14 protein-coding genes are annotated in these 13,864 nt (G+C 63.0%); 7 read left to right on the top strand and 7 right to left on the bottom strand.

Annotated elements, in window-relative coordinates; translation table 11 throughout:
* Positions 1–108: 108 nt before the first annotated feature.
* On the bottom strand, positions 109–357 hold the full coding sequence (locus tag X750_RS138755; RefSeq protein WP_008875526.1) for a ParB N-terminal domain-containing protein: 249 nt from the start codon (positions 355–357) through the stop codon (positions 109–111).
* Between the two features lie 169 nt (positions 358–526).
* Between X750_RS138755 and X750_RS138760 the strand changes: the two genes are divergently transcribed.
* From X750_RS138760 to X750_RS138780, 5 genes are all read left to right on the top strand, one after another.
* Positions 527–2,164, top strand: coding sequence for a N,N-dimethylformamidase beta subunit family domain-containing protein (locus X750_RS138760; protein ID WP_023748582.1), 1,638 nt, complete (start codon positions 527–529; stop codon positions 2,162–2,164).
* A gap of 1 nt (position 2,165) precedes the next feature.
* Entirely contained in the window at positions 2,166–3,539 is a 1,374-nt protein-coding gene (locus tag X750_RS138765) for an aspartate aminotransferase family protein (RefSeq protein WP_023748581.1), read from the top strand.
* Between the two features lie 10 nt (positions 3,540–3,549).
* Entirely contained in the window at positions 3,550–4,479 is a 930-nt protein-coding gene (locus X750_RS138770; RefSeq protein WP_023748580.1) for a 3-keto-5-aminohexanoate cleavage protein, read from the top strand.
* 209 nt (positions 4,480–4,688) lie between these two features.
* Entirely contained in the window at positions 4,689–5,192 is a 504-nt protein-coding gene (locus tag X750_RS138775; protein WP_031196820.1) for a GNAT family N-acetyltransferase, read from the top strand.
* On the top strand, positions 5,189–6,217 hold the full coding sequence (locus X750_RS138780) for a histone deacetylase family protein (protein WP_023748579.1): 1,029 nt from the start codon (positions 5,189–5,191) through the stop codon (positions 6,215–6,217). Before X750_RS138775 ends, X750_RS138780 begins: the two co-directional genes overlap by 4 nt.
* A 4-nt stretch (positions 6,218–6,221) precedes the next feature.
* Here X750_RS138780 and X750_RS138785 read toward each other — a convergent pair whose 3' ends face one another.
* The 3 genes from X750_RS138785 to X750_RS138795 all read right to left on the bottom strand — a co-directional run bounded on the left by X750_RS138785 (position 6,222) and on the right by X750_RS138795 (position 9,266).
* Positions 6,222–7,484 carry a cysteine desulfurase-like protein gene (locus X750_RS138785; RefSeq protein WP_023748578.1) on the bottom strand — a complete coding sequence of 421 codons (1,263 nt, stop codon included), beginning with the start codon at positions 7,482–7,484 and terminating at the stop codon, positions 6,222–6,224.
* Between the two features lie 52 nt (positions 7,485–7,536).
* A complete protein-coding gene (locus tag X750_RS138790) occupies positions 7,537–8,604 on the bottom strand; it encodes an aldo/keto reductase (RefSeq protein ID WP_023745986.1) in 1,068 nt (355 codons plus the stop codon).
* A gap of 119 nt (positions 8,605–8,723) precedes the next feature.
* Positions 8,724–9,266 (bottom strand): hypothetical protein, encoded by a 543-nt coding sequence (locus X750_RS138795; protein WP_023706484.1) that lies wholly within the window; start codon positions 9,264–9,266, stop codon positions 8,724–8,726.
* 330 nt (positions 9,267–9,596) lie between these two features.
* Here X750_RS138795 and X750_RS1000000165115 point away from each other — a divergent pair, with 330 nt between their 5' ends.
* Positions 9,597–9,761, top strand: a complete 165-nt coding sequence (locus X750_RS1000000165115; RefSeq protein ID WP_023690170.1) for a hypothetical protein — start codon at positions 9,597–9,599, stop codon at positions 9,759–9,761.
* A gap of 75 nt (positions 9,762–9,836) precedes the next feature.
* On the opposite strand, the gene X750_RS138800 is transcribed toward X750_RS1000000165115, so the two are convergent.
* On the bottom strand, positions 9,837–10,343 hold the full coding sequence (locus X750_RS138800) for a DUF1993 family protein (protein ID WP_023690171.1): 507 nt from the start codon (positions 10,341–10,343) through the stop codon (positions 9,837–9,839).
* A gap of 124 nt (positions 10,344–10,467) precedes the next feature.
* Here X750_RS138800 and X750_RS138805 point away from each other — a divergent pair, with 124 nt between their 5' ends.
* On the top strand, positions 10,468–11,526 hold the full coding sequence (locus tag X750_RS138805) for a DUF1176 domain-containing protein (RefSeq protein WP_023748577.1): 1,059 nt from the start codon (positions 10,468–10,470) through the stop codon (positions 11,524–11,526).
* Positions 11,527–11,562: 36 nt separating this feature from the next.
* Here X750_RS138805 and X750_RS138810 read toward each other — a convergent pair whose 3' ends face one another.
* Positions 11,563–12,768: an epoxide hydrolase family protein gene (locus tag X750_RS138810; protein ID WP_245259855.1), complete on the bottom strand. Its 1,206-nt coding sequence runs from the start codon at positions 12,766–12,768 to the stop codon at positions 11,563–11,565.
* A gap of 74 nt (positions 12,769–12,842) precedes the next feature.
* The gene (locus X750_RS138815) at positions 12,843–13,754 is read right to left on the bottom strand and encodes an alpha/beta hydrolase (RefSeq protein WP_245259854.1); all 912 of its coding nucleotides are present in this window, start codon (positions 13,752–13,754) and stop codon (positions 12,843–12,845) included.
* Positions 13,755–13,864: the final 110 nt, after the last annotated feature.

Here is a 13,864-nt window from a genome sequence, read left to right as displayed (position 1 = left end):
TCGGGTTCCGCCCCAAGGACGAGCAAGCACGCCGCGTGCCGACATGCCCTGCGAAAAAATCCGCGGAGGAATGACCGGTTTGGCTGTTTGTCGATCGGGTCGCGCGCCTCAGTGGCGCTTGGCCTGCACCAGATAGGCGTCGATCTCGGTCTCGCCGAGCCATTTGGCGGCTTCCAGCCGGTGCAGGCCCTCGACCAGGATGTGGCGCTTGCCGTCATGGCGAACCTGGATCGGCGTCTTCATGCCGTTTTCCAGTATGTCTTCGGCCAGGTGCCGGACCGTTTCGGGATGCAGCGTCTTCTTGCGCGCCGTCGGCACGTAGATGTCATCGACCTTGACCTTCTGCACTCTCAGCATACCGGCTCCCGAGGCGGAAAATGCCGCCTCGCCTGAGATAGTCGGTTTGCCAGGTGCGGCCAAGAGCGGCCAAGCAATTGTGTCGTATGCAATTGCTGGCCCGATCGTTTCCATTTGACGCTTGGCCGGCAGATGGCCGAAATGGCGGCCTGTCACTTTTCCGGTGTTCATGACCCAACTGCCGACCGAATTTCCCGATTTCGGACTGACGCCCGAGCAGCGCCGCGAGGCAGTGCGCGGCCATTACTATGAACGGCCGGGAATGGACGGCGAGCGCGGCGAGATCTGGTGTTATTCCAACCGCTTTTCCTACCGCGCCGGCGAGACCGTGACGCTGCATGTCAGCTCGACGGCGCCGCGCTTCAGCATTGTCATTGTCCGCGACGGCGGCAGCGAGACAAAGGTCTTCGAGCAAACGGGGCTTTCGGCGCGCTGGCAGGATACGCCCGACCAGTGCTCGGTCGAAGGCTGCGGCTGGGAGGCGTCTTTCGAATTTCGCATCAGCGACGATTGGCCATCCGGCGCCTATCGGCTGACGCTGACGGCGGACGGGCGCGAGCCCATCCATTGCCATCACCTCATCATCGTCGCGCCCCTGCCCGGCAGAAAACCCGGTCGCGTGCTGCAGGTGGCGGCGACCGGCACCTGGCTGTCCTACAACACATGGGGCGGCTCCAACGCCTATCAAGGCATCACCGGCCCGGGCCGCGACCAATATGCGCGCATGGTGTCGACCCAGCGGCCCTGGTGCCGCGGCTTCGTGGTGCTGCCCAAGGATGCGCCGCGCGTGCCGCTGGAGGTTGCGGTGCCGCCGAAAACAGTGCCGCGCTATCCGCACATGGAATGGGCGTACGCCACCGGACATTCGAAGAAATACACCTCCTCCGGCTGGGCGAGCTATGACAGCCACTTCTTCCGCTTTGCCGAGCGCGCCGGCTATGGCGTCGATCTCGCCAGCCAGCACGATTTGCACTTCTCGCCCGAGATCCTCGACGGCTACGACTGTGTGGTCTTCGTCGGCCATGACGAGTACTGGACCTGGGAGATGCGGGACGGCGTCGACAGCTACGTCGAGCGCGGCGGTCATGCGGCGCGCTTTGCCGGCAATTTCATGTGGCAGACCAGGCTCGAGGACGAAGGCCGGCGGCAGGTCTGCTACAAATACCGGGCGCGCGCCGAAGACCCAGCCTACTTCCGAGGCGGCGACGTCACCCGCGCCACCAACTCCTGGGAAGCGCCTGAGATCGGTCGTCCCGGCGCAATGACGTTCGGCCTCAACGCGACGCGCGGCGTCTATGCCGGCTGGGGCGGATGCGCACCGCGCGGCGTGCGCGGCTTTCCGGTCTATCGGCCCGAGCACTGGGCCTTTGCCGGCACCGGCATGTACTATGGCGACCTGCTCGGCGCTGACAGCCATGTCTATGGCTATGAGGTCGACGGGCTCGATTTCGAGATCCGCGGCGGCCTGCCCTATCCGACACCGGACAGCGGTGCGCCTGACGGGCTGCAGGTGCTGGCCGTCGGCATGGCGAGCCAGGTCGAGGAAAGCGCCGACATCCCGATCGAGGACCAGTTTCTCACCGACGAGGATGGCCGCTTTACGGCCGAAACGCTGTTTGGCGAGGCGACCGACGCCAATCTGGAAAAAGTCAAACGCGGCAACGGCATGATCGTCAATTTCCCGCGCGGCAAGGGCGAGGTTTTCCACGCCGGAAGCTGCGAATGGGTGGCCGGCCTGCTCAGGCAGGATCCGATGGTCGAGCGCGTGACCAGGAATGTAATCGATCGCTACCTCGGAAAGTCCTGACATGCAGAAGCCCCCATCAACTGGTTCAGAAACGCGCGCGCCATCGCACCTGTTCTACCTCTCCAGCCTGCGCCGGCCGCTGATCGACCGCGCCGAAGGCATCTATATGTGGACGCAGGACGGCCGCCGCTTCATCGACGGATCGAGCGGGCCGATGGTCGCCAATATCGGTCACTCCAACCGCAATGTGCTGGACGCCATGAAGCGGCAGATGGACCGCGCCACCTTCGCCTACCGGCTGCATTTCGAGAACGAGCAGGCGGAAGAACTGGCGCGGGAGCTCGCCGGCAAACTGCCGGAGGGCATGGACCGAATCTTCTTCGTCTCCGGCGGTTCGGAGGCGACGGAATCCTGCATCAAGCTGGCGCGGCAATGGGCGGTCGCGACCGGCCAGCCGAAGCGCTGGAAGGTTATCACGCGTTTTCCCTCCTATCATGGCGGCACGCTGGGTTCGCTTTCGATAACCGGCGACGATGCGCTGGCCGAAACGTTCACACCGATGATGCGGGTGATGCCGACCGTGCCGGCGCCGACGGCATGGCGCGACCGCGACAATCTTTCGATGGAGCAGCGCGGCGTCCGTTATGCCGACATGCTGGAGGAGAAGATCCAGGCCGAGGGCCCGGACAGCGTGCTCGCCTTCATCATGGAGCCGATCGGCGGTGCGGCGACTTCGGCCCTCGTCGCACCGGACAGCTATTATCCGCGTATACGCGAGATCTGCGACCGCTACGGCATCCTGCTCATCCATGATGAAGTGATGAGCGGCGCCGGCCGCACCGGAAAATTCCTTGGCGGCGACCATTGGAACTGCAAGCCCGACATCGTCGCGCTGTCGAAGGGGCTTGGCTCCGGCTATGCGCCGCTCGGCGCGCTGGCCGCCCCGATGCGGCTGGTCGAGCCGCTGCTGGCGTCGGGCGGCTTCCAGCATGGCCACACCTATGCTGGCAATCCGCTCGCCTGCGCGGCCGGGCTCGCCGTGCTCGGCGAGATGGACCGCCTCGACCTGATCGCCAATGCCGCCGCGATGGGCGACGTGCTGATGGACGGGCTGAAAGCGCTGGCGAAGCGTTTTCCGTTCATCGCCGATGTCCGAGGCAAAGGCCTGCTCACCGGCGCCGAGATGGTTGCCGATCCCGAAACTCTACGGCCGATCGAACAGGGCAAGAAAGCCACGCAGCGCCTGCTCGACCTCGCCTACGAGCGCGGGCTGATCATCTACGGCCGCAGGGTCAAGGGCGGTGTCGACGGCGACAATTTCATGGTGGCGCCGCCGATGATCGTCACGGCTGAAGAGGTCGGCGAGATCATTTCCATCATCGGCGATTCGCTGGAAGTTCTGGCCGCCGAACTCGACCTGCCGGTCGAAGGCTGAGGGCTAAAGAATGGCGCCGAGGAAAGTCATCATCACCTGCGCGGTCACTGGCTCGGTGCACACCCCGTCCATGTCGCCCTATCTGCCGGTGACGCCGGACCAGATCGCGACCGACGCCATCGCGGCGGCCGAGGCTGGCGCCTCAATCCTGCATCTCCACGCCCGCGATCCCAAAGACGGCCGGCCGACCGCCGATCCTGAGGTGTTCATGCAGTTCCTGCCGCGCATCAAGCAAGCGACCGATGCGGTGATCAACATCACCACCGGCGGTTCGTCGCTGATGACGCTCGACCAGCGGCTGGCGGCATCACTGCGGGCCGAGCCGGAAATGTGTTCGCTGAACATGGGCTCGATGAATTTCGCGCTGTTCCCGATGCTCGACAAGCCAAGGGAATGGCAGCACGAGTGGGAACCAAAGCTGCTCGAAGCCACCCGCGACACCATCTTCAAGAACACCTTTGCCGATATGGAAGGCGTGCTCGAAAAGCTCGGCAAGGGCTGCGGCACGCGCTTCGAGTTCGAATGCTACGATGTCGGCCATCTCTATTCGCTGGCGCATTTCCGCGACCGCGGGCTGGTGTCGGGGCCGCTGTTCATTCAATTCGTGCTCGGCATTCTGGGTGGCATCGGTGCCGATCCCGACAATCTCATCCACATGAAGCGCATTGCCGACAAGCTGTTCGGCGACAGCTACCAGTTCTCGGTGCTCGCCGCCGGCCGCCACCAGATGCCGCTGATCTCGATCGCAGCGGCGATGGGCGGCAATGTCCGCGTCGGGCTGGAGGACAGTCTCTACGACGGACGCCAGCTGGCGAAATCCAACGCCGACCAGGTGCGCAGGATACGTGGCATTCTCGATGGCCTGTCGTTGGAGGTGGCCACACCGGCGGAGGCGCGGGAGATGCTGGCGCTGAAGGGTGGGGACCGGGTGGCGTTTTGAGATGATTGATCTGCGATGATGGCGTTCTGGCACACCCCCCTCTGGCCTGCCGGACATCTCACCCCCAAGGGGGGAGATCGGATGTCACTGCGGCCTTCGCCAATCTCAATCGTTGCAAAATGGATGGCAGCGCCAAAGCTGCCAATCTCCCCCCTTGAGGGTGAGATGTCCGGCAGGACAGAGGGGGGTGCCTGGGCGCCTTGCCTATCGTGAGTACAGTCACCCTCCGCCCCGGCACCATCGACGACGTCGACACCATCCATGCCGCGCTGCTCAAGCTCGGCACCCATATCGGCGCGCATCAGGAGATCACGTCCACTGCCGACGATCTCCGCCGCTACGGCTTTGGCGACAAACCCGCCTTCTCCACCCTGATCGCCGAGATCGGCGGCGATTTTGCGGGGCTCTGCCTGCATTTCCCGATCTTCTCGACATGGATGGGGCGGCCCGGCGTCTATATCCAGGACCTCTATGTCGAGGACCGGTTTCGCGGCCGCAAGATCGGCGAAAGACTGCTGCGCCGGGTCGCGCGCGACTGCCGCCGGGATGGCGGCGCCTATCTCAGGCTGTCCGTCGACACCGACAATGACGGCGCCAAGGCTTTTTATGAGAGACTGGGCATCGCCTGGTCGAGCTACGAGCAGACGCAGAAGATTGTTGGCGATGCCTTTTTCGCCTTTGCCGATGCAGCGCAGGATGGGGACGCGGAATGAAAGCCTTCTTTGCCGAGGAGCAGAAACGCCACGACCCGAAGGCCTTTCTGTCCAGCGGTGCGCCGCAGCCCAATCCCGAACAGCCGGAGCGGGTAGAGCGATTGTTAGCCGGCGCAAAATCCGCCGGATTGATGATCGAGCGGCCCAGGGAACATGGCCTAGGCCCGGTGGCGGCCGTGCATACGCCGGAGTATCTCGCCTTCCTCGAACACATTTTTGCGCGCTGGCAGCGCATCGAGGGCGCATCCGCGGAAGTCATCCCCAACATCCATCCACTGGCCCGCACAGGGTCCTATCCGGCCTCGGCGGTCGGCCAGGCCGGCTACCACATGGCCGACACCGCTTGCCCGATCTCGGCCGAAACCTGGCACAGCGCGCTGTGGAGCGCCTGGAGTGTAGTCGAGGCAGCCGAAGCGGTGATATCGGGCGCGCCTGCCGCTTATGCGCTCTGCCGGCCGCCCGGCCATCATGCCTTTGCCGATGTCGCCGGCGGCTTCTGCTTCATCAACAATTCAGCGGTCGCGGCCCAGGTGTTGCGCAAGCAGGCAGCGCGGGTGGTGATCCTCGATGTCGACCTGCATCACGGCAACGGCACGCAAGGCATCTTTTATACGCGTTCCGACGTCCTGACGGTGTCGCTGCACGCCGATCCGGTGCGCTTCTATCCGTTCTTCTGGGGCCATGCCGATGAGCGCGGCGAAGGTCCGGGCCTCGGCTATAATTTCAACCTGCCATTGCCGCGCAAATCAGCCGACGCGGCGTTTCTGGAGGCGCTCGAAGTGGCGTTCCAGCGTATCCGCGCCTTTTCGCCGGACGCGCTGGTCGTGGCGCTCGGTCTCGATGCGTTCGAGGGCGATCCGTTCGGCGGGCTTTCGGTGACCACGCCCGGTTTCTCGCGGATCGGCGAGGCAATTGCCAAGCTTGGCCTGCCGACGATTATCGTTCAGGAAGGCGGCTATCTCTGCGACGCGCTCGGCGACAATCTCACGGCGTTCCTCACCGGTTTCGGCGGCAAACAGCGATAGCTGACTAGCGCTGCTGCCTCAGCATGGCGATCACCCGGTGCACGCTTTCCAACGTCTCGTCGATCTCTGCCGCCGTGTTGTAGTGCGCAATACCGATGCGCACGACTCCCTGCTCGGCCGGAATGCCGAGATGGTGGACGATCTCCCAGGCGTAGTTGTGACCCGACCATAGAAAAATGTTCTCGGCATTCATCTGCCGCACGATCGTCTCTGGCACGATGCCGTCGACGGTGAAGGACACGGTCGGCACGCGCTCAATGACACGCTTCTGATCTGTGATGCCGCGGATGGTCAGGCCCTCAATGGCGGACAGCCCATCGATCAGCCTCAGCGCCAGCGGGTTTTCGTAGGCGATCGACACTTCGTATGCCTTTGCGATCTTTTGCCTTCGCGAACCGCCCTCGCCGGCCGCAGCACCGAGTTCGGCGAAGTAATCGACCGCTGCGGTAAGTCCGGCCATCAGTTCGATCTGCGGCGTACCGAGTTCGAAGCGCTCCGGCAGGCCATTGGACGAGCAACGGCATTTGTAGGGTTGCAGCGCATCGATGATGTCGCGGCGGCCCCAAAAAATGCCCATGTGCGGGCCGAAGAACTTGTAGGCAGAGCAAACCAGGAAGTCGCAGCCGAGGTCCTGCACGTCGACCAGCCCATGCGGCGCGAACTGCACGGCGTCGACATAGACCACCGCGCCGGCCTGTTTGGCGATGGCCGTCAGCGCTTTCACCCGATTGATCGAGCCGGTGAGGTTCGAGGCATAGTTCAGCGCCACGAGCCGAGTCTTGTCGGTGAGCAGGGCGCTGAGCGCCGCCTCCTCGACCTGCCAGCTCTTTTCGTCGAAGGGCAGGAAGCGCACGACGAGGCCAAGATCTTCGGCCAGCTGCAGCCAGGGCGAGACGTTGCCCTCATGATCCATGCGGGTGACGATGATCTCGTCGCCCGGCTTGAAGCCGCGGCCGAGCGTGCGCGACATGTGATAGGTCAGCGTCGTCATGTTGGCGCCGATGATTATTTCCTCCGCGCTCGCTGCACCCAGGAAATCGGTCATCGCCGCATGGGCGTCGTCGAACACCTTTTGCGCGGCACGCGTGGTTTCGAAATAGCCGCCGAGATTGGCGTTGGTGGTGAGGAGGCAGCGCGCCACCGCGTCGGCAACCGCTTGCGGCACCTGGGTGCCGGCCGGATTGTCGAGATAGATGCGCCGGCGGCCCTTGTCGGTCAGGTCCAGCGCCGGAAATTTTCCCCTGACGGTCTCGATCGGAAAATCCATGGCTGTCCCCTTCCCCTTGTCTTTGCTCGGCAATCCCGGCCAAACGGTCTGCTTATGGGCACGGATTGCCGACGCGCTGGTGGATCGCATCCACGCCCTTCTGCATCTCGTCGGTCCAGGTCACGTCGGCTGACGACAGCGCCATCTCAAGCTGGGCAATCGTCGTCGCGCCGATGATGCTGGAGGTGACGAACGGCCGGCTGGCGACATAGGCGTTGGCAAACAGCGCAGGTTCAAGGCCGAAGGAGCGCGCCAGTTCGTTGTATGCGAGCTGCGCTTCCGCGGCATTCGGCGTCTCGTAGCGCTGGCCGCGGTTGAACAGCTGCGAGCGCGAGCCTTGCGGTCGCGCGCCATGGTCGTATTTGCCGGTGAGATAGCCTTGCGCCAGCGGCGAATAGGCGAGAAAGCCAACCTCTTCGCGGTCGCAGACTTCGGCGAGGTTCACCTCAAAGGTGCGGTTGACCAGATTGTAGGCGTTCTGCAGCGAAACGATGCGCGGGCCGACGCCCTTGTCGGCCTCGGCAATGAAGCGCATGACGCCCCAGGAGTTCTCGTTCGACAGGCCGAGATGGCGGATCTTTCCCGCCTTCACCAGCTCCTCGAAGACGGCGAGTGTCTCGGCGATCGGCGTCTCGCCGGCCGGCGCGCCAACGGCGTCGGCACGGCGCGGCACAGCACCCACGCGGGTCGGATTGGCGCCCCAGGGAATGTCACGTTCCGGCCAATGGATCTGATAGAGATCAAGATAGTCGGTGCCGAGCTTGGCCAGCGATTTGTCGATGGCGTCAAAGATGTCGGCGCGCACCAGCTTCGACGGACGGCCGCCGCGGAACCAGCTGTTGGCGGTGCGGCCGACCACTTTCGAGGCCAGGATGACCTTGTCGCGGTTGCCGTTGGCCTTCATCCAGCTGCCGATGAACTTCTCCGTCCGTCCTTGAGTCTCCTCTTTGGGCGGGATCGGGTAGAGCTCGGCGGTGTCGATGAAATTCACACCGCGCTCAAAGGCCAGATCCATCTGCGCATGGCCTTCGGCCTCGGTGTTCTGCTCGCCCCAGGTCATCGACCCCAGGCAGATCTGGGTAACAAGAAGATCGGTCCGACCGAGACGGCGTTTGTGCATGGGGTTTCTCCGGCGGGAGGTTTGCGCGGACAGCGCGGGAAGGAAGCCGCATGTATAGGGAAAGCGGCGCCGCTCTCCAACCCTCAGGGAACCCGACTTTTGCGTGAACCCTGGAAAAGTCAGCGCCGGACGCCGGCCAGCGCGCGCCGCTTGGCCTCATCGATCAGCATATTGGCCACCTGCATGCGGATCATGGCGCGCTGGCGCAGATGCGGCGCGACGCGGTCGGGGTGGTTGGCGAAGGCGAAGCTGCGGCGCATGCGGCCGAGATCGGCGTTCTTGACGGGATGATCGAGGCCGAGCTCGACGGCGATCGCGTCAGGGTCGATCGGCGGCAGCTTTTCCTCGGGCTTTGCCTCCTCGCCGGCCAGCGCCAGCTTGGCATGATCGAGAAGGGCCGCGAATTCTGCGGCCAGATCGGCTCCCGCCTCGCGGTATTCGGCGGCGAATGTTTCGCCCGAGACCTTGATGCGGCCGGAATGAAGCTCGTCGGCCACGGAGAGATAGTCGAACGGGATCGACGGCCGGGCGCTCGTCTCTTCCGCCGCCTCATCCTTGTCGGAGGCAACGAACAGATCGTCGAGCAAGGAAGCGAAATCCCGCTTGGCGCCGATGTCAGCCTCCCCCTCGTTTAAGCGTGCGAACAGAGCCGGTCGCAGCATAGAACCGGCTCGTTAAAAATGAATGCCGCTGATCTTAACCAGTTTAGGCGTTTGCGAGGTTTGGGCGGGCCCGGTTGGCGATGCGCAAGACCCAACAAAAAGCCGGACTGCATTTGCATGCAGTCCGGAAATTCGCCAGGAGTGGCGAGGAAAAGCCGGCCATGTGCCAGCGTCTATGCATACGGTGGGGATGCGCCACAAGTTTCAGCGCACGCGGCAATTGTGCCGAAAAAAAATCGCTTGGCATGGCTGCCATGCAAATGCTGCACTGCACAATCTTCACAATTTTCCTATACTCGGCGCCGTGGAGGATCAACAAGGGGCCGAATCATGGGGTTCTTCACTGAAATGTTTGCCCGTCCGCGTCCGCAGGAGCATCAGCGTTATCGTTCCGCCCTGGCACTGCTGCACTCGATGAGCAATGCCGACCGCGCCGACATCGGCGTCAAGCCGGCCGATTTCCCACGCATCGCGCGCGAAATGTCACTGCGTTGAGTAAGCCTTGGCGCTGAACCAGCGTCATACGAGGTTTCCCGGCAGCGGCCGGGAAACCTCGCAACGCGCAATTCGTCAACGATTACCGAGATAGGCGCCCTTGGTCAGCGGCACGCCATTGTGGCGCAGGATGTCGTAGGCGGTGGTCACGTGGAAATAGAAGTTGGGCATGGCGACATGCAGCAGATACTGCATGCCTGGCATCGAGGCTTCGCGCTGGCCAAACTTCAGTTCGACCACCCTTTCATCCGAACCCTCGAATTCGGCGGCTGAGAATGACGCCAGCAGATCGAGCGTCTTGGTCAGGCGCGCCTGCAACTCGGCGAAGGTCGCTTCATTGTCTTCGTATTTCGGCACTTCGCGACGGGCCAGCCGTGATGGCGCGCCCTTGGCGTGGTCGGTGGCAACCTGCACCTGCCTGACCAGTGCGTACATGTCGGGCGCCAACCTCGCGGTCAAAAACACCTGCGGGTCGATCTTGCGTTCAGTTGCATTCTGTTCGGCGGCCGACAGCACGCCGGACAGCGCCTTCAGCCTGGCCGAAAACACCGGCACCGAGGCTTCATACATCGATAGTGTCACGTCAAATCTCCATTGCGGCTGAAGCGCCGACCGCGGGACGTAGCGCCTTCCCGGGCGATTCTTCAAGCGTCACCACGTCGCCGCAATCTCTATGATAGGCTCCTTTCGTGGTGGAGATTCTCCGATGAGACGCGTCTTTCTGGCAGCGGCCGCCTTTTGCTCCCTTGCCGCATCCGGCCAGGCTGTGTTCGCCGACGATGAACCGGCAGCCGATGACCAAGCCCCTTACGTCGATGACAGGTCGGATGCCGCAGCCGTCATCCGCTCGCTCTACAGCGCCATCAACCGGCACGAATTCGCCCGCGCCTGGGCTTACTACGGCGACACCAAGCCGGCAAAGGATTTCGATACCTTCGTCAAGGGCTATGACGGCACCGACAAGGTCGACGTGGAAACCGGCGCCATTTCCGATGAAGGTGCGGCCGGCAGCATCTATTACAGCGTTCCGGTCGCCATCCGCGCCACCGACAAGGACGGCAAGGAAGCAGTTTTCGCCGGCTGCTACACGCTGCGCCAGGTCAGCGCTCAGATCCAGGCCCCGCCATTCCGCCCGATCTTCATCGACAAGGGCGCGCTGAAGCCGTCCAAGGCCGATTTCGAGGAGGCGCTGCCGCCAAGCTGTGGTGACGGGCCGCCGCCACCGAAGAAGGACACCGCACTCGAGCAGGTGAAGAAACTGTTCGCCGCCGATTATGGCGATCAGTGTGACAAGCAGTTTCTCGGCGAGGAGCCGAACATCTTTTCGATCAAATACAAGGCAAAGGACGCGGCTGCCAGCGATCCCGACAAGGAAACGCGGCTTTTCGAGTTCTACTGCCAAGCGGCAGCCTATAACGCAAGTTCGGTCTACTACATGACCGACGAAGTATCGGGCGTGCGGCAGTTGCAGTTCACCGAGCCCGAAATGGATATCCGTTACGAGAACAATGACAGCGACGGCAAACTGCTGGGCATGGATATCATGGGCTTCCGCACAACCGGCTGGGCGGCCAATTCCGAATATGACGAAGACGCCAAGACGCTGACCACGTTCAACAAATGGCGCGGCATCGGCGACGCCTCGGACAAGGGGATATACCTGTTCCGTAACGGCGATTTCTCCCTCGTCCAATATGATGTGGACGCGTCTTACGATGGCGAGGAGAACCCGCAGACGGTGGTCGACTACAACACCGCGCCGTAGGGATCTTACCAGGAACCGCCGCGCTCAAGCAGTCCTTCACATTCGCCTTCTCGTTTCAGGCCGGGAACGCATCGGCCGGAAGAAGGCGCGAATGTCCTCGACCAGAAGACTCGGTTCCTCCAGCGCAGCGAAATGGCCGCCTCGCGGCATCGATGTCCATCGCTGAACGTCAAAGACCCGCGCCACCCAGGATCGAGGCGGCATCGGCAACTCGCGAGGGAAAAGCGCTACCCCAAATGGCGGCGAAACGCGTTCCAGCGTCTCGAACGCAAGAGGGAACAGTCGATTCTCCTTGTAGAGTCGCAAGGACGAGGTGAGCGCGTTGCTGAACCAATAGAGAGAAACATCCGTAAGGAGCGTGTCCATGCCGAAGGTGCGCTCCACGTCACCGTCGCAATCGCTCCAGCTACGGAACTTCTCGATCATCCAGGCTGCGAGACCGATCGGCGAGTCTGTCAGAGCATAAGCAAGCGTCTGAGGCTTCGTGCCCTGCAGATGGGCATAGGCGCCCTCCGTTGCCGTCCAGGCCGCGGCCTTTTCCAGAAAGGCCTGCTCCTCAACGGTGACAGGTGGCAGACCTGCACCCAAGGGTGGCCGATAGCTCCCGGGAATGTAATTGACGTGGACGCCAAGCACGCTTTCGGAATGGAGCCGTGCCATCCAGGCGGAAACGCCCGCGCCGATGTCGCCTCCTTGGGAAGCGAAGCGGTCGTAGCCGAGCCCCCGCATCAACTGTACCCATAACTCCGCGATACGGCCGGAATGGAAGCCTGGTTCCGTCGGCGCCTGGGAAAAGCCGTATCCGGGCAAGGAGGGAACTACCACGTGGAAAGCGTCGGCCGGGTCACCACCATGGGCAGCTGGGTCTGCCAGCAATGGAATGACGTGTTCCATTTCGATGAACGAGCCGGGCCAGCCATGCGTTATGATCAGCGGCAGCGGCGCCGGTCCGTTGCCTGGCTGGTGGACAAAGTGGACATCTAGGTTGTTCAGCCTCGTCAGATATTGCGGCAGCCGGTTCAGCCGCGCCTCTTGCACTCTCCAGTCGAAGCGGTCTCGCCAGTAATCCGCAAGGCGCTTGATGAACGGCAGCTCGGCCCCATCGCTCCAGCCCGCTTCGCTTAGCGGAATTGGCCATCGTGTTGCGCTAAGCCGGCGCTGGAGATCTTCAAGTTGTTCGTTCGGAATTTGGATCTTGAAGGGGTGGGCGTCCATCGCTGTGCTTCCGATCTGTTGGATCATATCAGCCTACCCCAGTAAGGATATCGGCCGAACCATGATCGCCAAAACCAACGGGCACCTCGGGGCCATATGCCTCAGGGCGCTTTCGACAGCATCCAGTTCAACGTTTGGCGCCAGTCTACCATGCGGATCGGCGTGCCATGGGTGCCGGTCTCGAACCGGACGAACCGGGTCGGATAGGCTTTCGAGTTCGCAATGATGGAGCGGAAGAAGGCCTCCTGCTTCTCCACGGGAAAGACCGGGTCCTTGCTGCCCTGGCCGAAGAACACCGGCACATGGCGCCTGTAGGCCGGGCTCGACAGGAAACTGTCATCCCACAGCGAGCCGAGCAGCAGCAGCCCGTTGATGCGCCGTCCCGTATCGCTGCGGCCGGCCAGCTTCCAGCACAGCGCGCCGCCCATCGAGCCACAGGCGACGAAGATTTTCGCGTCCGGCGAGGCCTCGGCATAGTGGCCGATCAGCGCCGCGACCTGGGCCGCGCCCTTGTCGCCGAAATCGGTGAAATCGGGTGAGAGATAGAGGCCGCCATTGCCGGCCATCAGGTTCTTGATTCGGTTGAAGTTGCCGCCGAAGGTGAAGTCGTCGACGCCCTGCTTGCGGCTGCCGCCCTGCCCGTGCAGGTAAAGCACGATGATACCGGCGCCTTCGGTCTTGCCTACGGCGACATGCCTGACATCGCCGGCATCGGTTTTCAGCATCAAATCCCGCTGCACCTTGCGCACGCCGGTGTCGGTATACTTAGCCTGCACGCGCTTTTCCGGCACTTCGTCGCGGTCGTTGATGTCGCGCATCTCGCGATAGTCGATGACGGTGTAGGCGCCTTTGTCCGTGGACGAGAGCGTCGCCGGATAGGCGAAGAGGTCATCCTTGTAGGGTTTTAGTTCGAGGGCGTCGGCGTGAGAGGCGGAGAACAGGAAAAAGAGCGAAATCAGAAGGCTATGGAGCGCGGCCGCCCCCCTCTGGCCTGCCGGCCATCTCCCCCTCAAGGGGGGAGATTGGATATCACGCCGCCTTCCGCCAATCTTCAAAGCTGCAGGATAGACGCCGCCATCGAGGCTGCTGATCTCCCCCCTTGAGGGGGAGATGGCCGGCAGGC

Source organism: Mesorhizobium sp. LNJC391B00, assembly GCF_000502535.1.
In the GTDB taxonomy this organism is placed as follows: domain Bacteria; phylum Pseudomonadota; class Alphaproteobacteria; order Rhizobiales; family Rhizobiaceae; genus Mesorhizobium.
Note: the sequence above shows the minus strand (reverse complement) of the source record. Positions and strands in the feature narration are given on the sequence as shown.